This is a genomic window from Limnohabitans sp. DM1, from assembly GCF_001269385.1.
In the GTDB taxonomy this organism is placed as follows: Bacteria; Pseudomonadota; Gammaproteobacteria; order Burkholderiales; family Burkholderiaceae_C; genus Limnohabitans_A.
Genome location: NZ_CXOO01000042.1, coordinates 71,887 through 96,256 on the forward strand (window position 1 = coordinate 71,887; position 24,370 = coordinate 96,256).

The window sequence follows — 24,370 nt, forward strand, 5'->3', positions numbered from 1 at the left end:
TCATCATGCTGTCACGGCTTTATTCAAGCCTAGTTCTTTGCTCATCAACTCACTCATGATGAATTTTTGAGGTTTACCCGTGACTGTCATCGGCAAAGCATCTACAAATTTCACATACCGAGGAATTTTGTAGTGAGCAATCTGTCCTTTACAGAAGTTTCTGACGTCATCCTCCGTCATCAACTGTCCTGACTTGGTGACAATCCATGCACAAATTTCTTCACCGTACTTCGAATCAGGTACACCAAAAACTTGGACCTCTCCCACCTTTGGATGTCTGAAAAGAAACTCTTCAATTTCTCGCGGATAGATGTTTTCCCCTCCACGAATCAACATGTCTTTGACACGTCCAACGATATTGCAATAGCCCTCTGCATCGAGCGTTGCCAAATCTCCCGTGTGCATCCAACCATCTTTGATCGCATCCGCAGTCCGCTCGGCATCCCCCCAATAACCTTTCATCACGGAATATCCACGGGTACAGAGTTCACCTTTCGCGCCGACGGGAACAATCTGTCCTTGCTCATCCACAATTTTGACTTCCAGATGCGGCATGACACGTCCCACTGTCGCCACACGTTTTTCGATCGGATCATTCGTAGAACTTTGAAATGACACAGGACTTGTTTCCGTCATCCCATATGCAATCGTCACCTCACGCATGTGCATGTCCTGAATCACCCGTTTCATTGTTTCGATCGGACAAGGTGCTCCGGCCATGATTCCTGTCCTCAATGAGGACAAGTCATATTCGGAAAAATCAGGCAAAGCCAACTCAGCGATAAACATGGTAGGAACGCCATGCAATGCCGTACATCGCTCATCGCTCGCAGCCTTAAGCGTGGCTGCAGGATCGAATGCCTCGCCCGGAAACACCATGCTGGCACCCACGCTAACGCATGCCAGAACCGACAACACCATACCAAAGCAGTGATACAGCGGCACAGGGACACAAAGCCGATCATGCTCCGTCAATTTCATGGCCTGTGCCACGCACCAGGCATTGTTCAGAATATTATGGTGGCTGAGCGTTGCGCCCTTGGGATTACCAGTCGTCCCACTGGTGAACTGGATGTTGATCGCATCATCCGGGTTCAAGGCTGCGGCCAATTGCGGCAACCGTGATTGCTGCGCAGGCCCACCCCATGACATCAGGTCTTCATAATTGAACATCCCAGGCGTCTTGTGGCGCCCCATGCGAATCACCCAGCGCAAATGTGGCAATCTTTGGGAATGGATGCGCCCAGGTTCAGATTTTTCCAGTTCAGGGGCCAAAGTTTGGACCATGCCAATGTAATCGCTGGTTTTGAATTTCTCAGCCAGGATAAGGGCCTTGACCTGCACTTTGTTCAATGCGTATTCCAATTCCGTGAGGCGGTAGGCGGGATTCACATTCACTAAAATGACGCCAATCTGCGCCGTGGCGAACTGCGTCACCACCCATTCACTGCGATTGGGTGACCAAATACCCACACGATCACCAGCCTTGAGGCCCAAGGCTAAAAGCCCGCAAGCCATTTCATCGACTTGCTTTTGAAATTCACTCCAGGACCATCGTATGCGCTGCTCACTGAATATGAAAGCCGGACGTCCTCCGTATTTTTCGACCGTACTTTCCAGCAACTGAGAAACAGTCTGCCAAACCAACGGCCTTGAAGTGTCTCCCTTGACATACGACTGACCAGCTTGCGGAGGCTGACGGTTATCCAGCCGCTCTTCTGTGCGCGGATTGAAACTGCTGAATGGGTTGTGCACCATGAAATTCTCCAGATCAGAAGTTTTTCCAGTCGCCGCTTTGCTCAAATGCATGCGCTGCGCGATAAATGGTGGACTCGCCCCAATGCTTGCCGACCAGCATCATGCCCACAGGCAAACCATCACACAGTCCAACCGGAACACTCATAGCGGGATGACCTGAAGCATCAAACGGCGCCGTGTTGCCAATCATCTCGAAAGCACGTTCAATGACCTCCGACAAGGGTGCCCCCGGTGCCGGAATGGGTTTGGCCTTGATGGGCAGGGTAGGCATCAGCAACAAGTCGTATTGATTCAGTGCTTCGTCGTATTTCGAGCGCAGAAGTCGGGACAAATTTTGCGCTTTGGCATAAAAGCGCCCACCGTATTGGCGCAATGCATATTCGCCAACAAACATCGAAATCTTCAACGTCGGAGACAGTTCATTGGCACGATTTCGCCAACTAGCATGCCGGTCCATCAAACTGGTGGAATACAGACCTTCCCAATTAAATCCCATGCCGTTGCCATGCATCATCTGTGCTTGCAAGCCCTCCAGCGCAATGGGTGTCCAGATGGCCGCACCATCCAGATGCATCGGAATACTGATCTCTTCTGCGATGGCACCTAACTTCACCAAACGATCCACTGCCTGACGGACTTTGTTCGCAACATCCGACTCCATATTGGGCAACTCAAAACCTTCACAAACCACGCCAATGCGCAGACCGTTGATGCCACGGCCCAATGCAGATGTGTATTTATCTACCCTTGGACTGTATTGCCGAGGGTCCAGACCATCAGCACCTGCAATGACCTCCAGCAGCAAGGCATTGTCTGCAACCGTTGTGGTGATCGGCCCCGCATGATCAATGGTGGCTTCAATCGGCATGATCCCTGTGTAAGGAACCAGTCCATGAGTGGGCTTCATGCCATACGCGCCACAAAAGGCAGCGGGTATCCGAATAGACCCGCCTTGATCACCGCCAATAGCCATCTCAATCTCACCCGCACCGACCAAGGCACCGCAACCGGATGACGATCCGCCCGCGATATAGCCCATGCGCCATGGGTTATGCACCGGCCCTGTCGCATTGGTATGACTGCCACCGGATAGGCAAAAATATTCACAATGCGCTTTCCCGACAATCGTTCCACCCGCATCAAGAATTCGCCGAACGACGGTGGCATCCGTATCGGGCACATAGCCTTCCAAAGTGGAGGCGCCATTCATCATCAGCACGCCCGCCAAGCTGACGTTGTCTTTCAAGACAATCTTTTTGCCTTGCAACGGACCTGAATTCGCGCCTTTCACATCCGTTTTGACATACCACGCATTCATCGGGTTGTCTTGCGCCGAAGGCCTGCTCCCAGGTGTGCGCGGGTAAGCCACTTCCGGTATGTTGTCTGGCAATGCATCAATGCGGTCATACGCTTGGAAACTACCTTCCATCAGCGCCATGTATTCTTGCGTTTCCGATTCGCTCATGGTCATGTGCAAACTTGAAATAACTTCGCGCATTTGCTCTGCAGTGGGTCTTCTGATAGTCATGTATTTCCCTTCGTGATGTTGTTCAATGGCTGTTAGGTTTTGTCTGGCTTGCTTCGTGGGTTCAACCGCATCCAGGCGCGTTGGGTTAGTTTTTAAGGCGGTCGTTCTTGACGCTGATTTTTGAGATGTGATGCGCCCGGCCCCCATGCCCATCAACTCAGCCAAACCCACATGGCTCTGTAGTTGCTGCTCGTTGAGATCACCCACAAAGCACCCTTTCTCAAGGACAAGAACTCGCTGGGCACAACTGAGCATGAAATCCATGTTTTGCTCAACCAGCAAGACAGTCAGGTCATTTCTTGTCTTGAGATGAACCAGTGTCTCGGCCATCTCCTCAATGATGTTGGGTTGAATCCCTTCTGTCGGTTCATCCAGCAACAAAATCCAAGGCTTCGGAATCAGGCTTCTTGCCAGCGCCAAGAGCTGTTGCTCACCACCAGAAAGACTACCGCCTTTGCGATCCAGCAGCCGCTTGAGACGAGGGAATAGCTCCAGCACCGAATCAAGCGCATCCTCTTCTGACAAGCCCGAATCCTTGAACCATGCAAGACGGAGATTTTCTTCAGCTGTGATCGTTGCAATGATCCCTCTGCCTTGTGGCACGTAACCAATGCCAGCAGAAGCCCGAGCGTGAGCCGCCACAAGGGTAAAGTCATGGTCGTTGAAAAAAATCTGACCCGATGTAGATGAAACCAACCCCATCAAGGTTTTCATCAAAGTGGTTTTGCCCATTCCGTTGTGGCCCAACACGCCCACAATTTGTCCGTGCTCCACTTCAAGATTCAATCCTTGAAGAATGGGGATAGCCCCATAACCTGCATGGAGCCCATCCACTTTCAATGCAAAGCTGCCCAGACTTTCATCTGCAAATTCTGTTTTTTGATCGTGCTTCATTTGGCTTTTTTCCCCAGATAGACTTCACGTACCACGGGATCTGACAAAACTTCATCAACATCCCCCTCTCTGAGTACACGCCCTTGATGAAAGACGGTCACCTGCTGGGCGATCTGGCGCACGAAGGCCATGTCGTGTTCGACCACAATCACGCTGGTTGTTTTTCCCACCTCATGAATCAACTCAGCCATTTGCTCGACCTCGTCGTGGGTCAATCCGCCTGCGGGTTCGTCGAGCAACAATAGCCAAGGCTCCGCGACTAGTACCATGCCCAGTTCGACACGCTGACGCAAACCATGCGATAGCTGGCCGGCCAACTGCATGGCCACTTTTTTTAAGCTCAATCGTTCCAGCATCTTTTCGGCGAATTCGCTCGCACGTTTGCCGGAATGTTCACGTCTAGCCGCCAGCCAAAGGTTCTCTCGAACTGTCAAGCCATTCATCAAATTCGGAATTTGGGTTTTGATGCCCACGCCCAATCGCGCAACCTCATGTGAGGGCCAACCTGTAATTTTTTTCCCCGCCAACCAGACATCCCCCTGTGTAGGGGTGTATTGACCTGTCAGGCACCGAAAAAATGAGGTTTTGCCTGCACCGTTGGGTCCGATCAAGCATCGCAATTCATTTTTTCTGAGTTTGAAATTGACACTGTCTACCGCAACAACGCCGCCAAATCGAACACCCAGACCGCGTGTTTCAAGTACGCATTCCTTCTTTTTGCTTTTATTCATGGTGCTCTACCCGACCTGGCCTGACATGCTGAAATGATTTTTCATTGGAAGACTTGAAACTCTTGATGCGCCCGCTTTTTGCTTTTTGAAGCCAGCGCTCCAGAGTTGGAACCACGCCACTGGGCAACAGCAAAACCACAACAACCAGTACAGCCCCCATCACCAAGGTGTTGTCAATTAATGTCTGTGTCGCCAGCGCTGATTTCAGACTCCCCAATGCAAAGGCCCCAATGACCGGCCCAATCCAGGTGCCCAAGCCGCCAGCGATGACCCATATGATCGTTTCAGCGGCCTGTCCTAAAGAGAACAAACCCGGCGTGACAATTTCAGCCCAGCACGCGAACAACACGCCAGACAAGCCTGCGATCACCCCTGACACGGCAAAGATCCCAGTTTTGAGTGCGCGAGGGTCATAGCCCAACAGCTGAACCCTCAATTCGTTTTCGCGTACACCTGCCAGTGTTCGGCCCCAGTGGGTATGGGATATCCACTTGCAGCCTAACCACACCAGCAACAGCAGCACTGCACATAGGTAATACAGTGCATCGCCGGTCACAAAGTAGGTTTCCCCCATCGGCAATGTCAAAGGGGAGAATCCCGGTATGCCATTGAAGCCGCCCAACCGTGCATTACCAATCTCGTAAGCACTGCCTGCAGCGGCATTCAGAAATTTGAAGAACAGCAGAGTCACAACCAAGGTGATGACCCCCAGATAAACATCACTGATACGGCCATAGAACATCATGGCTCCAAGCGCTGCAGCAAACAGCCCCGTGACAGCCAATGCCACCAAAACGGCATATACAGAACCCCACTCATAACTTTGCAAATTCATGGCGGTGACCGCATAGGCGTAGGCTCCAAGCCCATAAAACGCCGATTGACCAAAACACAAGATTCCAGCCTGTCCCCACATTAACCCCAAAGAGAGCGCAAGCATCCCTTGCACGATCAACAAGGTCAGATGAAATGTCCCCCAAAAGATCGGGGCAACTGCAAGCGCCAGCGCAAATACCCCGAACCCAACCCACCAGCCAGGGCTAAATTGATACTGCACATTGCGCATCAAACTTTTCCTTTGAAATAACGTCCCGTAATGCCCTGGGGCATCAAACGCAACAACACAATGGCGACTAGCAACAATGCCAATTCACCCCACACGGGTGTAGACAACCATTCGACCCCCTTGCTGACCAATCCAAACAGAGTGCTTGCACTCAATGTTCCTGTGACCACCGATGCGCCACCGCTGATGACAGTAATGAACGATTTAGCGATGAATTGCCCCCCTGAAGCTGGCGTCAAGCCGATCAGCGGTGCCATGAGTCCACCCGCCAAACCCGACAATGCAGCGCCCAGTGCAAACGTAAATCGATAAACTGTTTTCGGGTTGTAGCCAAGACCAGAAACAACGTCCGCAGATTGCATGGCCGCCCTGACGATCAGACCGGCACGCGTGTATCTCAACACCACGTAGCTCAACAGCATCAGTGCAACAGTGACTCCGATGATGAGAACGCTGTAACCACCGACTTGGTATTCGCCTATGGTGATCGCGCCAATCGGATTGGTAACACCTGTTGTGGTGTTACCAAATACAGTCACCAACGCGCCTGAGATCAGCATGGACAAACCCCAGGTTGCCAGCATGGTGTCCATCATCCGGCCATACAAATGGCGGATGATGGCCCATTCCACAAGCAAGCCAAACAGGCCAACCAGTAGCGGAGATATCACGAACATGGCCAACCAAATTGGAACGCCTGCATGAGTCGCTACCAGCGTGACATACCCACCCATGACGATGAACTCTCCGTGCGCCAGATTGATGATCCTCATGAGACCAAAAACCAAGGCCAGCCCCGCCGAGAGCAAACAAAGCGTTGATATCGCATAGGCGACGTCCAGTAAATTGACGGCAAACTGTTCCAATTGCTTGACCTTGCTGATTTACAACTTGATTTCGAACTGCGTATTGCTGTTCGGGTTCTTGCCCAAGTCGCACATGGCCTGGGTTTCCCTCGGTGGGCGCTGTGCAAATGACTGCTTGACTTGCAACTTCTGACCGCGAATTTCCATCACATGCACATCTAGTGATGCATGATGCGTTTGAGGATCGATCAAGACTTTTCCTGACGGTCCTTCAATTGAAAGACCGCCTTCAAGCACTTTGAGCACGTCATCCCGTTTGATGCTTCCCGCCTTTTGTACGGCTGCAGCCCACAGTTTTGTGGTCTGGTACTGCGAAGCAGCCATTTCACTGATCGCTTTGTCCGAACCGTATTTTTTTGTCCAAGCACTGACAAAGGCTTTGCTTGCACCGGTATTTAATTCCGGTGAATAGTTGTAAGCCACTAGGATGCCATCGCCTTCTGCAGCGGTCAGCACTTGATGCTCATTGCCAACACCGAGCGTGGTCGATGCCATTGGAATCTTCGCCTTCATACCTGCAGCAGCCCACTGACGGTAGAACGAAAGATGTGCGCCACCCACCAGCGCTGAGATCACGAAATCAGGCTTGGCATCCTGAATTTTCTTGATGGTTGAATTGAAGTCCGCCACATCCAAGGGGAAAAACTCAACCCCTGCAGCAGAGCCTCCGTTGTCTTTCAAATACTTTTGAAACCAACGGGCCATGTACTGACCGTAGTTGTAATCTGCCGCCAGGATGTACGCTTTTTTGCCATTGAAAGCCTTCATCGCATAAGGCACCAAAACCTCTGCTTGTTGTGCGGGCGTGATACCAGTTAAAACGCTGTTTCGGTCACAGACACCACCTTCATAAAGGGGGGTATAGAAGTACAGCGTTTTTTCTCGATTCAAAAGAGGACGAATGGCTTCTCGTGATGCAGACAAGATGCCACCGATGACCAAATCTGCTTTGTCCTGACGTGTCAGTTGCTGTGCAAACTTGGTGTACTGAGCCATGTCGGACTGCGTGTCGTAGCCGATTTTTTTGACTTTTCGCCCCAGCAATCCACCTGCCGCATTGATTTCATCGATCGCCAAATCAAGACCCATGTTCATGGGCTTTCCGTAAGCATCAAAGTTGCCAGAGGTATCCAGCAAACTGCCGAGCTTGATGTCATCCGCTGCCCATGCTGTAGGTGAGAACTGCGCTGCCATCAGCGTTGCGGCTGCAATTGCAAGTGCTTTACGTCTTTGAATCATGTTGTGTCTCCTTCAGATTGAATGTGAATTGGCGATGTCGTAACTACTGATCGCTGTCGCCACAGCGGTCATTCTTTTCGAGTGGTTTTGTCGATGTCAGTGCACTTTGCACATCTGCGCCGAGCACATCACCCACTCTTTGCATAACCGGCATTTGCAAAGCCATGTCCAAAATACTGCTGACAACCTGGTTCATGGGTGAGATGTTTGCAACAGCGGTATGAGTCCCGTCTATCGCCGCCTGCCGACGCCCCGACTCAAGGCCGCCAATATGGTTGATCCGGATCGAATCAATTTTTTCCACGGGCTTCATCATTTGCGCAGCCAATTCAGGCAGTTTGTCCAAACGATGCATCTCAAGACGCTGACGAAGCAAAGATTCCGAAGTGAGGTTTTCTGCCTGAATCAATGCAGAACGCCCTTGCGCCTCCTCTGCCATGCGCAGCTTTTCTGCCTGTGCTTGTCGCTCGATGTTTTGTGCCTTTGTCTCTGTTTCCACCAACCATGCATCGGCTTGCGATTTGGTCTTGGCCATCAATATGGCGGCATCTTTCTGAGATCGAGCCAACGCAATTTCCCGCTCTCTTTCAACAATGGCTTTTTCGCGCTCCGTTTGCACACGCTCCTGGACCATGACCACTTTGGCCTTGACCTGCTCGGTTTCTGCGATGACTTCAGCCTCTTGTTTTTGTTTTTGTGCCAGGGCCACCGCCATTTCGACCCGGTGTACCTCTTTACTCAATTGGGCTAATTGACGTTCTTTTTCCAGGGATTTGTCTTTTTGAATTTCCGCAACTTGAATTTCCATTTCCCGTTCAATGCGGGCTTGCTCTGATAGTCGTTGCGCCTCCTCCTGTTTTTGAGCCGTCTTTGCTTTGGCGTCTGCTTGCGCTTCTGCCAAATTCAAAACCTGTGCGATGGTGGCGTGTTCTTGTTCGCGTTCAATCTCAAGGCGTTTTTTCATCGCATCCAGCTGAGTCTTCCTTACAGAGATTTCTGCATCTGACTCAATCTCTGCTCTTTTTTTCTTGTTGCTGGCGACGATCTCGGCCAATTTGCGCATGCCTACGGCGTTGAATGCGTTGTTTTCATTCAATGCTGAAAAGGACGCCTGATCCAACCTTGTGACCGATACCGACTCAAGACTCAGACCTTTGGCTTGCACCTCTTCGCTGACACGGTGTTTAACTTCCTTGACAAACTTTGAACGCCCCTCGTGCAACGCATCCATGGTCATCGTTGCAGCAACCGCCTGCAACGCATCCACAAAGGGCGCCTCCAGATAATCTGACAATGTTTCTCCGCGCAAAGCATCTGCACCGAAAGCCTGTGCCGCCGTGGCAACGCCTTCTACCGTTGGCTGCACTCGGATATGGAATTCGACCTCCAGATCTACACGAAGACGGTCTTCCGTGATCAAACTTTTCTCACCCGCCCGCTTCACTTCCAAACGGTGAGTCCTCATGTTGATTTCATCAATGCGATGAAGAAATGGCAGTGCAATCACGCCGCCATCCAGCGCCACCGTTTGGCCGCCGGCACCTGTTCGAATCAACGCCGCATCTCTGGTCGACTTTCTGTAAAAGCGCTGCATCAATGCGATGACAACACCAACAACAACGACTGCGAGAACTACCCATGCGAACCAATTCATCTGTATCTCCTGGCTTCTGTTCAGCAGATGCGCACACCCACTTTTAATTTCCATGGAAAATGATAACCCGAAATAATTTCCACGGAAATTAATTTTTTGAAAAACTAGGGTATGTCCTTATCAGGGGACCGTCAGATGAAGTGGTTCAGTACTCGAAAAGCATGGCCGTGTGCTTCAGCCAAGTAGATAGGTGCACAGGAATACCCATTGCTGCGGTAGTCAATGCCACGGACACTGCAAAAACTCAAGGGCTTGACGGTGGAAGTGAGCCATTCTTCATGCCCAAAGGAGACTGCCCTGCTCGCCAATGCAGCAAGAAAATGCATGCCCTCATAGGTAGATTGACCAATGGCATTGAGCGTAGGGGCTCGTTCGCCATAGCGCGTGTAATAACGCTCCTTGAATGACATATTGGCTTCGCTTTTAAGCGCCGCGAAGTAGCCGGAAGAAACGAAAAGTCCATCGGTGTTGTCTGCACCAATGGCTAACAATCCGTTCTCTTCAATTGCGCAGGACAAACGAATGATTTTTGTGCTCAGCTTCAAGCGTCCGAATTGACGGTTGAAATCAATCGCATCTTGCCCCACCAATGAGATCAGGATGGCATCAGGCATGGCCTTTTCAATGAGTTCGAAAATCTCATCGAAATTTTGTCTCCCCGGCCCCTGCCCGATGTGCAGGTACTGCTCAGAGATGACCTCGGCACCGCTTTCCGTCAGATACGCTTTAGCAAGCGCATGAGACTTGCGCGGCCAAATGTAATCGTTCCCGATCAACATCCATCGCCTTGCACGATAACGCTCTGTCAGCAGCCGTATAGCGGGACGCAACTGTTTGTCTGGCGTCTCGCCAATGGCATATACACCTGGGGTTGTTTCACCCCCCTCATAAAGAGGCGTGTAGACGTAGGGAACTTTGCTGTATGCAACTTTTTTGATGACGTTCCGAACCGAGCTGGTATGCATGCCGACTATGGCGTCCACCCGAACAGATGACAACGCGTGATGAGCATTGAATTCCACGTCAGCCTCGTCATCTGCACTGAAGCAATGAGAACGAATCATTCGACCGCAAATTCCACCGGCTTCGTTGATCTCCTCGATGGCCAACATGGCACAAGCCATTGTGGAGGGACCCCATACACCTGCAACGCCATCATTGGGGTTAAAAAGGCCTACACGAAAATCGCGTTCCTTCCCACGCCCCTCGCCATCAGCAGCGCAGTGGATTGCTGCCGGTACGGACTTTGCACTCGACGCCATGACGGTTCTCCACTTAAGCGACAAAACAATTTGGTTTCTTTGGAAAAGATTACTACAATTTGGGACGACAGCACACTCTGAATAACCCGAGCAATGCAAAAAAATCTAGATTCATTTCTGCCGATACTGCTTGAAAATGCTCATCGGCATCTCAATCAGATGTTGACCCAAGCATTGGCAGCAGAAGGCATGCAGCCCGATTTTTGGCGCGTGCTTTTTGTGCTGGGTGACGAAAAAGGACGCACCATGGGTGATCTTGCGGAATCTTTGGGTATGAACCCGCCAAAGGTCAGCAAACTCATGGACAAGATGGTGAGTAAAGGTCTGGTTCTGCGCAATGCAGACGGACAGGACAGTAGACGTGTATTGGCCTACATCACTGACAAAGGGCTAACTACGTTGGAGCGAATGTCCTCACCCGTAGAAAATTTTGAAGCGCAACTTGAAGCCAAACTTGGGGCTGCAAGCCATAAGCAATTACAAAAAATACTTATCAAACTTCAGAAGGACTTTAGCTCTTAACGCTGGCTTATAGCGACAGACTACGAGATGCTCAAGCACACGGGCGAGCTGCCCATCATCGGCGTCAACACCTTCCGCAACCCCAAGGGCGACGAAGTGCTGGAAAGCCTGGAGCTGGCCCGCTCGACAGAGGAAGAAAAGCAGTCGCAACTCAAGCGCCTGAACGACTTCCACGCCTTGCACGCTGCCGAATCGCCCGCGATGCTCAAACGCCTGCAGCAAGCGGTGATTGACAACGGCAACGTGTTCGAGGTGCTGATGGACGCGGTGCGGGTCTGCTCACTCGGCCAGATCACCAACGCGCTGTTCGAGGTGGGTGGTCAGTACCGACGCAACATGTGAACCTCAGAAGTTCACCCGATCCCCACCCTTGAGCGTCAGCATGCTGCGGGCCTCATCAGGGGTGGCGATTTCCAGGTTCAGGGCTTCGAGCACGGTGCGGATGCGCTGCACTTGCTGAGCGCTGGACTCGGCCAATTTTCCAGGACCGATCCACAGCGAGTCCTCCAGACCCACGCGCACGTTCGAGCCCATGGCCGCACCGATGCTGGCCAGCGCAATCTGGCCTTTGCCTGCGCCCAAAATGGACCACTGGTAATCGTTGCCGAACAAACGGTCGGCCGTGCGGCGCATGTGCATCAGGTCTTCGGGGTGCGGGCCGATGCCCCCCAAAATGCCAAACACCGACTGCACAAACAAAGGCCCCGTGACCAGCCCCCGGTCACGGAAATGCGCCAGGTTATACAGGTGGCTGATGTCGTAGCACTCGAACTCAAAGCGGGTACCGTTTTCGGTGCCCAAGCGCAAAATGGTTTCGATGTCCTTGTAGGTGTTCTTGAACACCAGGTCGCGGCTTTTTTCCAGATGCTCGCGCTCCCACTCGTGCTCAAAGGTCTTGAAGCGGTCCAGCATGGGGAACAGGCCAAAGTTCATCGACCCCATATTCAGCGACGCCACCTCGGGCTTGAAGGTCAGCGCCGGTTGCATGCGCTCGTGCACCGTCATATGCGGGCTGCCACCTGTGGTGAGGTTAATCACGGCGTTGGTGTGGGCTTTGATCTTTTGCAAAAACGGCACAAAGAAGGCCGGGTCTTGCGTGGGACGGCCGTCTGCCGGATCGCGCGCATGCAGGTGCAAGATGGCCGCGCCTGCCTCGGCGGCGGCAATCGCCGCATCGGCAATTTCGTCGGCCGTCACCGGCAAATGCGGCGACATGCTGGGCGTGTGAATGGCACCGGTGGGCGCGCAGGTGATGATGACTTTGCGGGCTTTGCTCATGAAACGTCTCCTGAAAGTGGCTGGGCAGCGGGGGCTGACCCTGGATGCGCGCCAGCATGCCCGACCCGTTGACCACTTGGGGTCACCAAGGCAACACGGTGCCATCCAGGACCGTTCCGAAGGGACTTGGGGGCCTGCCACACACCCGTCATGCACCTGCCCCAAAATGCACAGACAGAGCCCCTAAACTCAACGGACCCTTTCAGGACACTCCATGCAGCAGCTGCCGCCTTTCATTGCCCCTTCTGAGCACCACGATGCCGACAGCGCCTTGGCGCAAATTCAGCACATCTACCAGCACAGCGTGAACCACCTGCGCCAGGCCATGCGCGAGTTTGTGGCGGGCGCTGACATGACAGACACCCGGGTACGGGCGTTTTACCCCTTTGTGCGGGTGCAGGTCAGCAGCGCCAGCCGCAAAAGCGCAGGGCTGGACAGCCGCTTGAGCTACGGCTTTGTGGCCGAGCCGGGTCGCTTTGAAACCACCCTCACCCGGCCCGACCTGTTCGCTTTCTACATCCGCCAGCAACTGGCGCTGCTGCTGCAAAACCACGGCGTGAGCCTGCAGGTGGGCACCAGCAACCAACCGATTCCGATTCACTTTTCTTGGGCCGAAGACGAGCACATGGAAGGCAGCCTGAGCCCCGAGCGCCAGGCCCTGATGCGCGAGGTGTTTGACCTGCCCGACCTGGCCGCCATGGACGACGGCATTGCCAACGGCACACACGAGCCCGCAGCCTCTGAGGCGCGGCCGCTGTCGCTGTTCACAGCGCCGCGCATCGACTATTCGCTGCAGCGCCTGCGCCACTACACCGGCACCTCGCCGCGCTGGTTTCAGAACTACGTGCTGTTCACCAATTACCAGTTCTACATCGACGAGTTCATCGCGCTGGGCCGCGCCGAGATGCAAAACCCGGACAGCGAATACGTCGCCTTTGTCGAGCCCGGCAACATGGTCACGCGCCGTGTGGGCTTGGCACCTGAGGACGTGGATGCGCTGGGTCAAACACCGCCACGCCTGCCGCAAATGCCCGGCTACCACTTGGTGCGCAAAGGTCACAGCGGCATCACCATGGTCAACATCGGCGTGGGCCCGGCCAACGCCAAAACCATCACCGACCACATCGCCGTGCTGCGCCCGCATGCCTGGCTGATGCTGGGCCACTGCGCGGGCCTGCGCACCACGCAGCAACTGGGCGACTACGTGCTGGCCCACGCCTATGTGCGCGAGGATCATGTGCTGGACGAAGAGCTGCCGCTGTGGGTGCCGATTCCGGCCCTGGCCGAGATCCAGGTCGCATTGGAAAATGCTGTGGCGCAAATCACGGGCTGCGAAGGTCATGACTTGAAGCGCATCATGCGCACCGGCACCGTGGCCAGCACCGACAACCGCAACTGGGAACTGCTGCCCGACAACAAACCGCAAAGGCGCTTCAGCCAAAGCCGCGCCGTAGCCTTGGACATGGAAAGCGCCACCATTGCCGCCAACGGCTTTCGTTTTCGGGTGCCCTATGGCACGCTGCTGTGCGTGAGCGACAAGCCGCTGCACGGCGAGATCAAACTGCCCGGCATGGCCAACCACTTTTACCGCGAGCGGGTCAACCAGCACTTGCAAATCGGCATCCGCGCACTCGAATTGCTGCGTGCCGCAGGCCCGGCCCAGCTGCACAGCCGCAAGCTGCGCAGCTTTGCCGAAGTCGCGTTTCAGTAACTGTGGTCAAACATGTTGGCCCCCTGTAGGAGGGCTGCTTTAGCCCCGACAAGTGTTCGTGGTCCATCATGTCGGGGCTAAATCCACCGACCTACAAAACGATCACCTTCTACAATGGGCTGCATGCACATCCTCTTCATTGCCGACCCCCTCGAGTCCTTCAAGATTTACAAGGACACCACGTTTTCGATGATGCGCGAAGCGCAAAAACGCGGTCACCAGGTCGTGGCCTGCCAGATGACCGATGTGCGCTGGCAGCAAGGCGAAGCCGTGTCGGCCCAGGTGCGCGACATCACACTCACTGGCCAGCCAGACGCCTGGTTCACCCAGACCGCCACGCGCCGCGCCAACCTCAAGGACTTTGGCGCGGTCATCATGCGCACCGACCCGCCTTTCGACAGCGAATATTTTTACGCCACCCACCTACTGAGCCAGGCCGAGCGCGAGGGCGCCAAGGTCTTCAACAGCCCGGCCGCCTTGCGCAACCACCCCGAAAAGCTGGCCATACTGGAGTTTCCGCAGTTCATCGCGCCGACCTTGGTCACGCGCAGCGAGGCCGACATCCGCGCCTTCCATGCCGAGCACGGCACCATCATCTTGAAACCCCTGGACGGCATGGGTGGCACAGGCATCTTCAAGGTGGGCGCAGACGGCCTGAATTTGGGCGTGATCATCGAGACCCTGAACCGCGGCGGCGCACAAACCGTGATGGTGCAAAAGTTTTTGCCCGGCATCGCGCAAGGCGACAAGCGCGTTTTATTGATTGGCGGCAAGCCCGTGCCCTTTTGCCTGGCCCGCATCCCGCAAGGTGGCGAAGTGCGCGGCAACCTGGCCGCAGGCGGCAAGGGCGTGGCCCAGCCCATCTCGGCGCGTGACCGCGAAATCGCCGAAACGCTGGGCCCCATCTTGTTTGCACGCGGCCTGATGCTGGTGGGCCTGGACATCATTGGCGAGAGCCTCACCGAGATCAACGTGACCAGCCCCACCTGCTTTCAGGAAATCACCGACCAGATGGGTTGTGATGTGGCGGCGCTGTTTTGGGACGCGGTGGAAGCGGCGCGTTAAAGCCACAACCCACAGCTTGAATCACCGCTACGGGGTCAAATCCCCGCCCTCAAAGGTGTAGAGCCGCCCCGGCTCAAACGCCACCCAGGCCTCGTCGGTGGTCAAGGGCGCGGTCACCACCACCGCCACCCGGTCGGTCTCGCGGGTGTGCTCGGCAAAGTTCACGCTCAGGTCCTCGTCGCTCAAAGTCGCTTGCGTGAAGGGGTGCTTGCGCAGCACATAGTGCAAGTTCGTGCTGGCGTGCGCCCACAAGGCTTGGCCATTGGACAGCAAGAAATTGAAGGTGCCAAAGCGGGCGATTTGCGGCACCAGCTCGCGCAGCGTCAATGACAGCTCTTGCACACTGGGCACGCTGGCGTGCGACTTGGCCAGCTCCTGCATGAGCCAGCAAAACGCCCGCTCGCTGTCGGTCTGGCCCACGGGCTTGAAGCTGCCGTGCAGGCGCGGCGCGTAGTCCACCAAGTTGCCGTTGTGCGCAAACACCCAGTAGCGGCCCCACAGCTCGCGCACAAAGGGGTGACAGTTTTCCAGGCTCACTTCGCCCTGCGTGGCTTTGCGGATGTGGGCGATGACGTTCTGGCTTTTGATCGGGTAACGCCGGATCAGGTCGGCAATGGGCGAGGTGCTGGCACTTTGGTGGTCCACAAAGTGGCGCACGCCCTGCCCTTCAAAAAAGGCGATGCCCCAGCCGTCGCCGTGGTGGTCTGTGATGCCGCCGCGCTGCGCAAAGCCGCTAAAGCTGAAGGTCACATCGGTGGGGGTGTTGCAGTTCATGCCGAGCAGTTGGCACATGGTTCAGTCTTTCTTGGTGGGCGTTGGCGCCTCACCCATTTTCCAGGCGGCCAACAAGGCCAAGGCCGTCATGGTGGCCAGAAACACAAAGGTCTCGTTCAAGGCACGTAAATCGGCGCTGCCCGGGCTGCTTGAAGCCAAGGCGTACACCGCCAAACGCCACTCCAGCACGATGGCACAAATGCTCACGCCCGCCGCGCCGCCCAGCATGCGCACAAAACCAATCACACTCGACGCCTGCGGGATCAGGTCTTTGGGCAATCCCCGCATCGCGCCCAGGTTGAGTGAAGGCAAGATGAAGCCCAGGCCAATGCGCCCAAGGATCACCAAAATCCACAGCAGCGCCAAGCCCGCCGCCGGGTGGACCAAGGGCATGAGCGCAAACGAGAGTGCCAGCAAGGCCAAGCCCCAGCTCACCCAATGGGCGGGCGGCATGCGGTGCGACAAACGGCCCACGGCCGCGATGGTCACGGCCAGCAAAATGCCCGCAGGCAACAAGGCCGCGCCAATGTAGGACGGCGACAGGCCCAGGCCCATCTGCATGTAGACCGGCAGCAAATACGTGGAGCCAAACAGCGCAATGCCGTAGGTGAACGACACCAGCGCCCCCATGGCGAAATGGCGGTGGCCAAACACCTGCAGGTTCATGAGCGGGCCACGCCTCGCTTGGCGGTCCTGTTGCAAGGGCTTCGCTTTTCGTCCCGAAGAAACGCGGCGCAAACGGTGCGAGCGCCGCCCCGGCTGCAACAAATGCCGCTGCCAAGCCACAAACACCGCCATGCCCACGCCCGCCAGCACCAATAGGGCCACGGCCACCGTGTGGTCATCGCCGCGCAGCTGCACCAGGCCGTTGAGCAGCATCAAGGTCGAGGCGCTGGCCAGCGCCAGCCCGATCCAATCCAGGCCCGGGCTGCCCGCATCGGCCTGCACACCGCCCGGGGCCGACGTGGGCACATAGCAGCGCGACAGCCACAGCGCCACCATGGCCAGCGGCACCACCATGAAAAAGATCGAACGCCAGCCGAACACATCGACCAACACCCCGCCAATACTGGGGCCAATGGCGGGGGCCAGCACCACACCCATGCCAAACAGCCCGCTGGCGCGGCCCTGCTCATGCGAGGCAAAGGCCCGCAAGATGATGATGGCCGGGATGGGTTGCACCACACCCGCCGCCAGACCCTCGGCCACGCGTGCGGCCATGACCAGCGGAAAATCATTGGCCAAGCCGCCCACCACACCGCCGCCCAGCAGCAACCACATGCACACCTCGTACACCCGGCGGTAGCCGTAGCGCGAGAGCAGCCAGGGCGTGGTGAGCATGGACACCGTCATCGCCACCATGAAGCCCGAGGTGACCCACTGCACCCGGCTTTGGCCCAGGGTGAAGTGCTGGCTCATGTCGGGAATCGCCACGTTCAAAATGGTGGACGACATCACCGCCGCCATGGAGCCCAGCATCACCGACAGCAGCAGCAACCAGCGGTGCCGCTCGCCATAACGCGCTTGCAGCGCCTGCAGGCTGTGCAGGTCATCGCCCGCACGGCTCATGCCACCTCCTGTGAGGCCCTCACGCAGGCCTGGCAGACGCAGACCTTTGCGCTCAGGGGCGTTGGCACCTGCTGCAACAGCTGCAAACTGAAGTACTCACGCGTGCACCAGCAAGGCGCTCCCTTGTTCTGACCCATGCCCATGGCCATGGCACAGGCATTGGGACCTCCGCACAAAGGACAGGTACAGTTCGGGACTAAAGGCTCAGGCACATTCATGACATCAGTGTAGTGGGTCCAGCAGGCTCTCACCGGCCAGGCCTGAGCCTTCAACCGAGGGTAAAAACGCATTTTTAGATCATAAAATCTCTTATTTTTACGCGAAAATAGTACTCATGCCCCACCTTACAGTGGATACCGCCGGTCCATTATGGACACCCTTTCCCTGAACCTCCCTGGAGTTCTACTTCATGAAACCTCTCAAGTCCTGCCTGTTGGCCCTGAGCCTGCTCCTGGCCCTGCCGGCCATTCACGCGCGCGATCTGGCCTCGATCCAGAAATCGGGCACCTTACAACTGGCCACCGAAGGCGCTTTCGCGCCATTCAACTTTTTCCAAGGCACCCAGCTGTCCGGATACGAAATCGATGTAGCCGAAGCCGTAGCCAAAAAAATGGGCTTGCGCATCGAATGGAAGGCTCTTGCATTTGACGCCCTGATTTCGGCAGTGCGTCAAGGCCGCTTTGACGCCGCCATCGCCTCGCACGGTTACAGCGAAGAGCGCGCACGCTCGGTGGACTTCACCTCGCCGCATTACTGCTCGGGCGGACAGATCGTGGCGCGACCCGGAGGCCCGAACAGCGTGGCCGCCCTCAAGGACAAAGTGGTGGTGGTGCAACTGGCCACGAGCTATGCCGATGCCGTGACCCGACTGCCCGGCCTCAAGGAGTCCAAGACACTGCCCAAGGACACCGACGCCCTCTCGGCCTTGCTGGCTGGCCGCGCCGACGCCTGGGTGACCGACAAATTCGTGGCCAAAAATGCGGTCAGCAAAAACAGCGACAGGCTACAGCGTGGCGAGATGGTCTTCACCGAAAAGGTGTCCTTCATTCTGGGCAAGGGCAACCCCGAACTGCAAAACGCTTTGGGCAAGGCCATAGACGAATTGCGAGCCGACGGGACGCTGGCCGCCCTAGGCAAGAAATGGGTTGGCGAAGACATCGCCACCTGCCGCTGATCCACCTCCGAGCACAGCATGAGCGCCTCCGCCCCCTTCTCACCACCGCAACAGCGGCTGCGCAACAGCCGTGTGCGCATGGGTGCATCGTTGTTGGGCGCACTGGCCTTTTTGTGGCTGCTCGGTGAGCTGCTGGCCCCTTTGCCCGCCCCCATCGGCCCGGCCGCGCAGCAATTCGTCGACGGGGCGCGCACCACCGTGTCGCTCACACTGGTCTCGGGCGTGCTTGGCTTGGGCATCGGCCTGGCCTTGGGTCTGGGCAAGATGGCCGAATCAGCCTGGCTGCGTCTACCCAGCGAGTTCTTCATATGGATCATCCGAGGCACACCGCTGCTGACCCAGTTGCTGTTTTTTTACCTGGCCATGCCCGCGCTGCTGCCTGGCCTTCAGTGGAGCGAATACTGGACTGCCGTGGCTGCGCTGGCCATCAATGTAGGGGCCTACAACGCCGAAGTGTTTCGCGCCGGTGTGCAGTCGGTGCCACGCGGCCAGCTGATGGCAGCCCGAGCACTGGGCATGCGACCATCGCAAGCCTTTCGCTTTGTGGTGCTGCCCCTAGCCTTGCGGGTGAGCTTGCCCTCACTGGCCAACAATGTGGTCGCCTTGCTCAAGGACTCCTCGCTGGCCTACGCCATCGGCGTGGTCGAAATCAACATGATCGCTCAGCGCGTGCAGGCCGACAGCTTTCAGCCTGTGCCGGTATTCATCACCACCGCGGTCATCTACCTGATCCTGACCACTGCCTTGACCCAATTTTCAACCGCCCTCGAAGAGCGCATGGCCGCCTCGCCTCGCTGAACATGTGCCTCTTTTTTTCTACACCCATTCATTCCGGAGAACCCCATGAAAATGACCCGACTCAGTCTTTTGCTGCTTGCGGCTGGCTGCCTGAACGGCACTGCACAGGCCCAAACCAGCGACCAGCGCATCCAGAACCTGGAAAAGCAGGTTCAGCAACTGATGCAGGAGCTGCAAACCCTCAAAGCTACAAACCAGAAGTCTCCCGACTCTGCAGCTCCTGCCGAGCTGGCCCGCGAGGTCAAGGACCTGAGGCAGCAAGTCGAACTCAACCAGAAAGAGGCCGTGGTTCTGGGCGACATGCCCGGCTCAATGCGCCTGCCTGGCAGCGACACCTCGTTCAAGGTCTACGGCTTTGCAGAACTACAGGCCTGGCGTGACAGCAAGTCCACAACGGCCTACGACTTCTCCAGTGCCACCGCCTTTCAGCCGCTGGGCAACAGTGCCGACGGCCGCCGCACCGGCAACTTCAAGATGGGCGCACGCACTTCGCGCCTGGGCGTGGAAGTAAGCACCCCGACCGACCTGGGCGCACTGGGTGCCAAGGTCGAGTTCGACTTTGCCACCGAAGCCGGCACCACGCTGGACACCACCGCTGACCAGGCATCCCGCCAAGCCTGGACCAACAGCTATCGCCCGCGTCTGCGCCACGCCTACGTCAATCTGGGTTCCTGGACTTTCGGCCAGACCTGGTCGAGCTTCATGGACCTGGACACCCTGCCCGAGACGCTGGACTTCAACGGTTTACCGGCAGCGCCCTTTGTGCGTCAACCCATGGTGCGCTATGCCCACCCAATGAAGGATGTGGGCACCTTGAGCGTGGCCCTGGAAAACCCCGTCTCCTTTGTCACCCAGGACCAAGCACCTCTGGCCAGTAATTTCGACAAGCGCCCCGACCTGATCGTGCGCTTTGACAAGGCCCATGACTGGGGTCAGTGGAATGCGCGTGTGCTGTCCACCGAATACCGGCTCAACGACGGCGAAGGGCTGAACCTGAACAAGCAAGGCTGGGGCCTGGCTGTGGGTGCCATGCTCAAGACCGTGGGCGACGACTTCCTGACCCTGCAGTACACCACCGGCAAGGGCCTGGGCCGCTACAACATCTCTTTCACCGAAGCCGCTGTGCGCGATGGCAACCGCATCGTGCTGGAAGAAGGCAACGGCTTGTTGGTGGGCTACCAGCGCAAGTTCAGTGCCGAATGGCGCAGCAACATCGGCTACGCCTTGCAAAAGAACAAGGACGGCGACCTGGCCGGCCTGTTGGGCAGCGGGTACAACCGCAAGCTACAACAACTGCACCTGAACGCCATCCACACCCCTTACAAGAACCTTGACCTCGGCATCGAGTACCTTTGGGGTCAGCGTGAAACCTTTGGTGGCGACAAAGGCACCCTCAGCCGCCTGATGGGTTCAGCCAAGTACGCCTTCTGATCCTTCGGGCACTAGCCCCTGATGCCAGTCTCCACCAAGGCACCCGAAGTGCCTTGGTGGCGGGTCACACATTTGCAACGGCTTTGCGCCCTTGACCCTTGCAACACCCTCATATTCAAAGTGCCGACACTGACCGTCGGCGAATGAAAAGCATGCGTTGCCACGCCCTGATGCGCCTTGCACAATCGCCACTCAGCGCTTGTCCCGGCGGCGCTGCGCGTCACGCCACAGTCGAATGGCCAGCACCACCATGGGGACGGTGTGCAAGAGGAGATCAAAGATATCGATGGGTTTGCTCAGGCTGCCTTGCAGGAGCATGCGCCACTTCTCCACCAAATGCGGCTCGGGCACAAACGGGGCCCCCGCCAAATAAACGGCAATGCCCGCCAGCCACAACATCGGAATCCGGTCTATCCAGCGCATCGCGCCCTCCTGAAAACCCTTATTTTCAGGCATGGACGATGAGGCCTCTCGGATTTATACATTCTGCATCTTCGTGGGAGCCCACCCCGTGGCCGATGGGTGTGGCACACGCACTCAAGCCATCGCCCACGGGGTGGGCTCCTACAAAACGGCAAGTGCAATAGCGCGGTGGCGACACATGTCAAAAAAACGGCTCCGAAGGAGCCGTTTTTTCAAGTGCCAGACCTGCCCGAAATCAGGCCGCCTTGACCTTCAAGCGCCAGGCGTGCAGCAACGGCTCGGTATAGCCGCTGGGCTGCGCCTTGCCTTTGAAGACCAGGTCGCAAGCCGCTTTGTAAGCCGCCGACTTGGCAAAGTTACCGGCCATGGGCTGGTACGCCGCGTCGCCCGCGTTTTGCGCATCCACCACGGCGGCCATGCGCTCCATGGTTTGCTTGACTTGCTTTTCGGTCACCACACCGTGCTGCATCCAGTTGGCCATGTGCTGGCTGCTGATGCGCAGCGTGGCGCGGTCTTCCATCAGGCCCACGCCGTTGATGTCGGGCACCTTGGAGCAGCCCACGCCCTGATCAACCCAGCGCACCACATAACCCAAAATGCCTTGGGCATTGTTATCGAGTTCCTTTTGCTTGTCTTCTTCAGACCAGTTGGCGGCGTCTTTGGCGACCACAGGGAACTGCAACAAAGCGTTGAGCGTATCTTCGCGCAGTTGCTTAGGGTCTTGCTTGGCGACGGCCTTTTCCATCTGCTTTTGCAGGGCGGGCACATCCACCTGGTGGTAGTGCATAGCGTGCAGCGTGGCAGCGGTGGGGCTGGGCACCCAAGCGGTGTTGGCACCAGCCATGGGGTGGCCGATCTTGGCCTTGAGCATGTCGGCCATCAGGTCGGGCATCGCCCACATGCCTTTGCCGATCTGGGCGCGACCACGCAGGCCGCAGGCCAGGCCCACGTTGACGTTGTTCTTCTCGTAGGCAGCCAGCCAGACGCTGTTCTTGATGTCGCCCTTGCGCATCACGGGGCCAGCCAGCATGCAGGTGTGCATCTCGTCGCCCGTGCGGTCCAGGAAGCCCGTGTTGATGAAGGCCACGCGGCTCTTGGCGGCAGCGATACAGGCTTTGAGGTTGGCGCTGGTGCGGCGCTCTTCGTCCATGATGCCCAGCTTGACGGTGGAAGGCTTCATGCCGATGACTTTTTCAACGCGGCCAAACAACTCGTCGGCAAAAGCGACTTCGGCGGGACCGTGCATTTTGGGCTTGACGATGTAAACGCTGCCGGTGCGGCTGTTGCGCAGGGGGTGCGATGACTTTTTCTGCAAGTCCACCAAGGCGCAGGTCACGGTGACCATCGCGTCCAGGATGCCTTCAGGGATCTCTTTCATGGTGCCGTCGGCGGCTTTGTAGAGGATGGCGGGGTTGGTCATCAGGTGACCGACGTTGCGCACAAACATGAGCGAGCGGCCGTGCAGTTTGACGGTGCCTTTGCCTGTGGGCTTGGTGTACTCGCGGTCACCGTTCATGGTGCGGGTGAAGGTCTTGCCGCCCTTTTGCACTTCTTCGCTCAAGGTGCCTTGCAAGATGCCCAGCCAGTTGGCATAGGCCAGCACTTTGTCGTCGGCGTCCACCGCGGCGACCGAGTCTTCGAGGTCGAGGATGGTGGACAAAGCGCTTTCAGCGATCAGGTCGGACACACCAGCCGGGTCGGTCTTGCCAATCGGCGTGGACTTGTTGATTTGCAGGTCGAGGTGGATGCCGTTGTGCACGAACAGCACGGAGGCCGGGGCCTTGGCGTCACCTGTGTAGCCCACGAACTGCTTGGCGTCTGCCAAGGTCGTGTTCTTGCCGTTGGCCAGGGTCACGACCAGCTTGCCCGCTTTCACGGCGTAGCCCTTGCTGCCCACATGCGAGCCGGTCTTCAGGGGTGCTGTGCGGTCGAGCACGTTGCGGCAGTAGTCGATGACTTTGGCGCCGCGCTTGGGGTTGTAGCCCGAGCCTTTTTCGCAGCCGTCAGCTTCGCTGATCGCATCGGTGCCGTACAGCGCGTCATACAAAGAACCCCAACGGGCGTTGGCCGCGTTCAGGGCGTAGCGGGCGTTCAGGATTGGCACGACCAACTGAGGGCCAGCGAGCTTGGCCAGCTCTGCGTCTACGTTGGCGGTGGTGGCTTGGGCGTTTTTGGGCTCGGGCACCAAGTAGCCGATTTGGGCGAGGTATTTGCGGTAAGCCTTCATGGCCTTGCCTTCGGCCACAGGACCGGGGTTGGCGGTGTGCCACTCGTCCATGGCGGTCTGGATGCGGTCACGCTCGGCCAGCAAGGCGATGTTTTTCGGGGCCAAGTCGGCCACGATGTCGTTGAAGCCTTTCCAGAACTTGTCTGGGTCCACGCCCGTGGCGGGCAGCATCTGGTCGTTGATGAAATTCAGCAGCGGGTTGGCCACTTGCAGGTTGTGAATCGCGGTGCGTGCAGTCATGAAAACCTCTGGGGTCAAGTCAAAAAAATGGGGGATGGCCTCTGCTCAAAGCAACCCAGTTGCGATGTGGGCCATGAGATCAAACACTCTATTCTAAATTTAGACGCTGATAAACCCGCCAGATCTTCATAGACCCATGACTTTTATGCACAAATGCATG

The 24,370-nt window shown here is 56.7% G+C and carries 20 protein-coding genes and 2 pseudogenes; 7 read left to right on the forward strand and 15 right to left on the reverse strand.

What is annotated here, in order from left to right:
- Positions 1-3: 3 nt before the first annotated feature.
- From AMM33_RS16230 to AMM33_RS16265, 9 genes and pseudogenes are all read right to left on the reverse strand, one after another.
- Entirely contained in the window at positions 4-1,809 is a 1,806-nt protein-coding gene (locus AMM33_RS16230; RefSeq protein ID WP_228768187.1) for an AMP-binding protein, read from the reverse strand.
- Positions 1,772-3,286 carry an amidase gene (locus tag AMM33_RS22515; protein ID WP_228768193.1) on the reverse strand — a complete coding sequence of 505 codons (1,515 nt, stop codon included), beginning with the start codon at positions 3,284-3,286 and terminating at the stop codon, positions 1,772-1,774. The genes AMM33_RS16230 and AMM33_RS22515 overlap by 38 nt, the downstream gene beginning before the upstream one ends.
- Positions 3,287-3,658: 372 nt before the next feature.
- Positions 3,659-4,180: pseudogene (locus tag AMM33_RS22520) on the reverse strand (ABC transporter ATP-binding protein); the annotation flags it as partial.
- Positions 4,177-4,911 carry an ABC transporter ATP-binding protein gene (locus AMM33_RS16240; protein WP_090142338.1) on the reverse strand — a complete coding sequence of 245 codons (735 nt, stop codon included), beginning with the start codon at positions 4,909-4,911 and terminating at the stop codon, positions 4,177-4,179. The gene AMM33_RS16240 and the pseudogene AMM33_RS22520, both read right to left, overlap by 4 nt.
- A complete protein-coding gene (locus AMM33_RS16245) occupies positions 4,904-5,977 on the reverse strand; it encodes a branched-chain amino acid ABC transporter permease (RefSeq protein ID WP_090142339.1) in 1,074 nt (357 codons plus the stop codon). The genes AMM33_RS16240 and AMM33_RS16245 overlap by 8 nt, the downstream gene beginning before the upstream one ends.
- On the reverse strand, positions 5,977-6,843 hold the full coding sequence (locus AMM33_RS16250) for a branched-chain amino acid ABC transporter permease (RefSeq protein WP_090142340.1): 867 nt from the start codon (positions 6,841-6,843) through the stop codon (positions 5,977-5,979). The genes AMM33_RS16245 and AMM33_RS16250 overlap by 1 nt, the downstream gene beginning before the upstream one ends.
- Positions 6,844-6,861: 18 nt before the next feature.
- Positions 6,862-8,082 carry an urea ABC transporter substrate-binding protein gene (locus AMM33_RS16255; protein WP_090142341.1) on the reverse strand — a complete coding sequence of 407 codons (1,221 nt, stop codon included), beginning with the start codon at positions 8,080-8,082 and terminating at the stop codon, positions 6,862-6,864.
- Between the two features lie 43 nt (positions 8,083-8,125).
- The gene (locus tag AMM33_RS16260) at positions 8,126-9,736 is read right to left on the reverse strand and encodes a flotillin family protein (RefSeq protein ID WP_194945507.1); all 1,611 of its coding nucleotides are present in this window, start codon (positions 9,734-9,736) and stop codon (positions 8,126-8,128) included.
- Positions 9,737-9,867: 131 nt separating this feature from the next.
- Entirely contained in the window at positions 9,868-10,998 is a 1,131-nt protein-coding gene (locus tag AMM33_RS16265; RefSeq protein WP_090142343.1) for a substrate-binding domain-containing protein, read from the reverse strand.
- 93 nt (positions 10,999-11,091) lie between these two features.
- On the opposite strand from AMM33_RS16265, the gene AMM33_RS16270 reads away from it, so the two are divergent.
- Together AMM33_RS16270 and AMM33_RS16275 are read left to right on the forward strand one after the other, a co-directional pair.
- Positions 11,092-11,520, forward strand: coding sequence for a MarR family winged helix-turn-helix transcriptional regulator (locus AMM33_RS16270; protein ID WP_090142344.1), 429 nt, complete (start codon positions 11,092-11,094; stop codon positions 11,518-11,520).
- A gap of 21 nt (positions 11,521-11,541) precedes the next feature.
- A pseudogene (locus AMM33_RS16275) lies at positions 11,542-11,862 on the forward strand (methylmalonyl-CoA mutase family protein); the annotation flags it as partial.
- 3 nt (positions 11,863-11,865) lie between these two features.
- On the opposite strand, the gene AMM33_RS16280 reads toward AMM33_RS16275, so the two are convergent.
- A complete protein-coding gene (locus AMM33_RS16280) occupies positions 11,866-12,798 on the reverse strand; it encodes a 3,5-dioxohexanoate:acetyl-CoA acetone transferase (protein ID WP_090142345.1) in 933 nt (310 codons plus the stop codon).
- Positions 12,799-13,012: 214 nt separating this feature from the next.
- Between AMM33_RS16280 and AMM33_RS16285 the strand changes: the two genes are divergently transcribed.
- Together AMM33_RS16285 and gshB are read left to right on the forward strand one after the other, a co-directional pair.
- Positions 13,013-14,509 carry an AMP nucleosidase gene (locus AMM33_RS16285; protein ID WP_090142346.1) on the forward strand — a complete coding sequence of 499 codons (1,497 nt, stop codon included), beginning with the start codon at positions 13,013-13,015 and terminating at the stop codon, positions 14,507-14,509.
- Between the two features lie 123 nt (positions 14,510-14,632).
- Positions 14,633-15,574, forward strand: coding sequence for a glutathione synthase (gshB, locus tag AMM33_RS16290; protein WP_090142369.1), 942 nt, complete (start codon positions 14,633-14,635; stop codon positions 15,572-15,574).
- A 27-nt stretch (positions 15,575-15,601) separates the two neighbouring features.
- Here the strand turns inward: gshB and AMM33_RS16295 are convergent, their stop codons facing one another.
- The 3 genes from AMM33_RS16295 to AMM33_RS22740 are packed head-to-tail and all read right to left on the reverse strand — an operon-like array spanning position 15,602 to position 18,207.
- Positions 15,602-16,366, reverse strand: coding sequence for a class II glutamine amidotransferase (locus tag AMM33_RS16295; protein ID WP_090142347.1), 765 nt, complete (start codon positions 16,364-16,366; stop codon positions 15,602-15,604).
- Between the two features lie 3 nt (positions 16,367-16,369).
- Positions 16,370-17,917 carry an MFS transporter gene (locus AMM33_RS16300; RefSeq protein WP_090142348.1) on the reverse strand — a complete coding sequence of 516 codons (1,548 nt, stop codon included), beginning with the start codon at positions 17,915-17,917 and terminating at the stop codon, positions 16,370-16,372.
- On the reverse strand, positions 17,914-18,207 hold the full coding sequence (locus tag AMM33_RS22740; protein ID WP_090142349.1) for a cysteine-rich CWC family protein: 294 nt from the start codon (positions 18,205-18,207) through the stop codon (positions 17,914-17,916). Before AMM33_RS22740 ends, AMM33_RS16300 begins: the two co-directional genes overlap by 4 nt.
- 119 nt (positions 18,208-18,326) lie before the next feature.
- Here AMM33_RS22740 and AMM33_RS16310 point away from each other — a divergent pair, with 119 nt between their 5' ends.
- From AMM33_RS16310 to AMM33_RS16320, 3 genes are read left to right on the forward strand one after another with little or no spacing between them, the layout of a single operon-like run.
- Entirely contained in the window at positions 18,327-19,091 is a 765-nt protein-coding gene (locus AMM33_RS16310) for an ABC transporter substrate-binding protein (RefSeq protein ID WP_090142350.1), read from the forward strand.
- Positions 19,092-19,109: 18 nt separating this feature from the next.
- Positions 19,110-19,889: an amino acid ABC transporter permease gene (locus AMM33_RS16315; RefSeq protein ID WP_090142351.1), complete on the forward strand. Its 780-nt coding sequence runs from the start codon at positions 19,110-19,112 to the stop codon at positions 19,887-19,889.
- Positions 19,890-19,934: 45 nt separating this feature from the next.
- Positions 19,935-21,320: a DcaP family trimeric outer membrane transporter gene (locus tag AMM33_RS16320; RefSeq protein ID WP_090142352.1), complete on the forward strand. Its 1,386-nt coding sequence runs from the start codon at positions 19,935-19,937 to the stop codon at positions 21,318-21,320.
- 192 nt (positions 21,321-21,512) lie between these two features.
- Here the strand turns inward: AMM33_RS16320 and AMM33_RS16325 are convergent, their stop codons facing one another.
- Together AMM33_RS16325 and AMM33_RS16330 are read right to left on the reverse strand one after the other, a co-directional pair.
- Positions 21,513-21,776 (reverse strand): hypothetical protein, encoded by a 264-nt coding sequence (locus tag AMM33_RS16325; protein WP_228768189.1) that lies wholly within the window; start codon positions 21,774-21,776, stop codon positions 21,513-21,515.
- Positions 21,777-21,978: 202 nt separating this feature from the next.
- Positions 21,979-24,210, reverse strand: coding sequence for a malate synthase G (locus AMM33_RS16330; protein WP_090142354.1), 2,232 nt, complete (start codon positions 24,208-24,210; stop codon positions 21,979-21,981).
- Positions 24,211-24,370: the final 160 nt, after the last annotated feature.

Excerpts from the sequence above, each read along its gene's own strand:
- AMM33_RS16230 (WP_228768187.1), bottom strand. The coding sequence starts at position 1,809 with ATGCATTTGAGCAAAGCGGCGACTGGAAAAACTTCTGATCTGGAGAAT.
- AMM33_RS22515 (WP_228768193.1), bottom strand. The coding sequence starts at position 3,286 with ATGACTATCAGAAGACCCACTGCAGAGCAAATGCGCGAAGTTATTTCA.
- AMM33_RS16240 (WP_090142338.1), bottom strand. The coding sequence starts at position 4,911 with ATGAATAAAAGCAAAAAGAAGGAATGCGTACTTGAAACACGCGGTCTG.
- AMM33_RS16245 (WP_090142339.1), bottom strand. The coding sequence starts at position 5,977 with ATGCGCAATGTGCAGTATCAATTTAGCCCTGGCTGGTGGGTTGGGTTC.
- AMM33_RS16255 (WP_090142341.1), bottom strand. The coding sequence starts at position 8,082 with ATGATTCAAAGACGTAAAGCACTTGCAATTGCAGCCGCAACGCTGATG.
- AMM33_RS16260 (WP_194945507.1), bottom strand. The coding sequence starts at position 9,736 with ATGAATTGGTTCGCATGGGTAGTTCTCGCAGTCGTTGTTGTTGGTGTT.
- AMM33_RS16265 (WP_090142343.1), bottom strand. The coding sequence starts at position 10,998 with ATGGCGTCGAGTGCAAAGTCCGTACCGGCAGCAATCCACTGCGCTGCT.
- AMM33_RS16270 (WP_090142344.1), top strand. The coding sequence starts at position 11,092 with ATGCAAAAAAATCTAGATTCATTTCTGCCGATACTGCTTGAAAATGCT.
- AMM33_RS16280 (WP_090142345.1), bottom strand. The coding sequence starts at position 12,798 with ATGAGCAAAGCCCGCAAAGTCATCATCACCTGCGCGCCCACCGGTGCC.
- AMM33_RS16285 (WP_090142346.1), top strand. The coding sequence starts at position 13,013 with ATGCAGCAGCTGCCGCCTTTCATTGCCCCTTCTGAGCACCACGATGCC.
- gshB (WP_090142369.1), top strand. The coding sequence starts at position 14,633 with ATGCACATCCTCTTCATTGCCGACCCCCTCGAGTCCTTCAAGATTTAC.
- AMM33_RS16295 (WP_090142347.1), bottom strand. The coding sequence starts at position 16,366 with ATGTGCCAACTGCTCGGCATGAACTGCAACACCCCCACCGATGTGACC.
- AMM33_RS16300 (WP_090142348.1), bottom strand. The coding sequence starts at position 17,917 with ATGAGCCGTGCGGGCGATGACCTGCACAGCCTGCAGGCGCTGCAAGCG.
- AMM33_RS22740 (WP_090142349.1), bottom strand. The coding sequence starts at position 18,207 with ATGCGTTTTTACCCTCGGTTGAAGGCTCAGGCCTGGCCGGTGAGAGCC.
- AMM33_RS16310 (WP_090142350.1), top strand. The coding sequence starts at position 18,327 with ATGAAACCTCTCAAGTCCTGCCTGTTGGCCCTGAGCCTGCTCCTGGCC.
- AMM33_RS16315 (WP_090142351.1), top strand. The coding sequence starts at position 19,110 with ATGAGCGCCTCCGCCCCCTTCTCACCACCGCAACAGCGGCTGCGCAAC.
- AMM33_RS16320 (WP_090142352.1), top strand. The coding sequence starts at position 19,935 with ATGAAAATGACCCGACTCAGTCTTTTGCTGCTTGCGGCTGGCTGCCTG.
- AMM33_RS16325 (WP_228768189.1), bottom strand. The coding sequence starts at position 21,776 with ATGCCTGAAAATAAGGGTTTTCAGGAGGGCGCGATGCGCTGGATAGAC.
- AMM33_RS16330 (WP_090142354.1), bottom strand. The coding sequence starts at position 24,210 with ATGACTGCACGCACCGCGATTCACAACCTGCAAGTGGCCAACCCGCTG.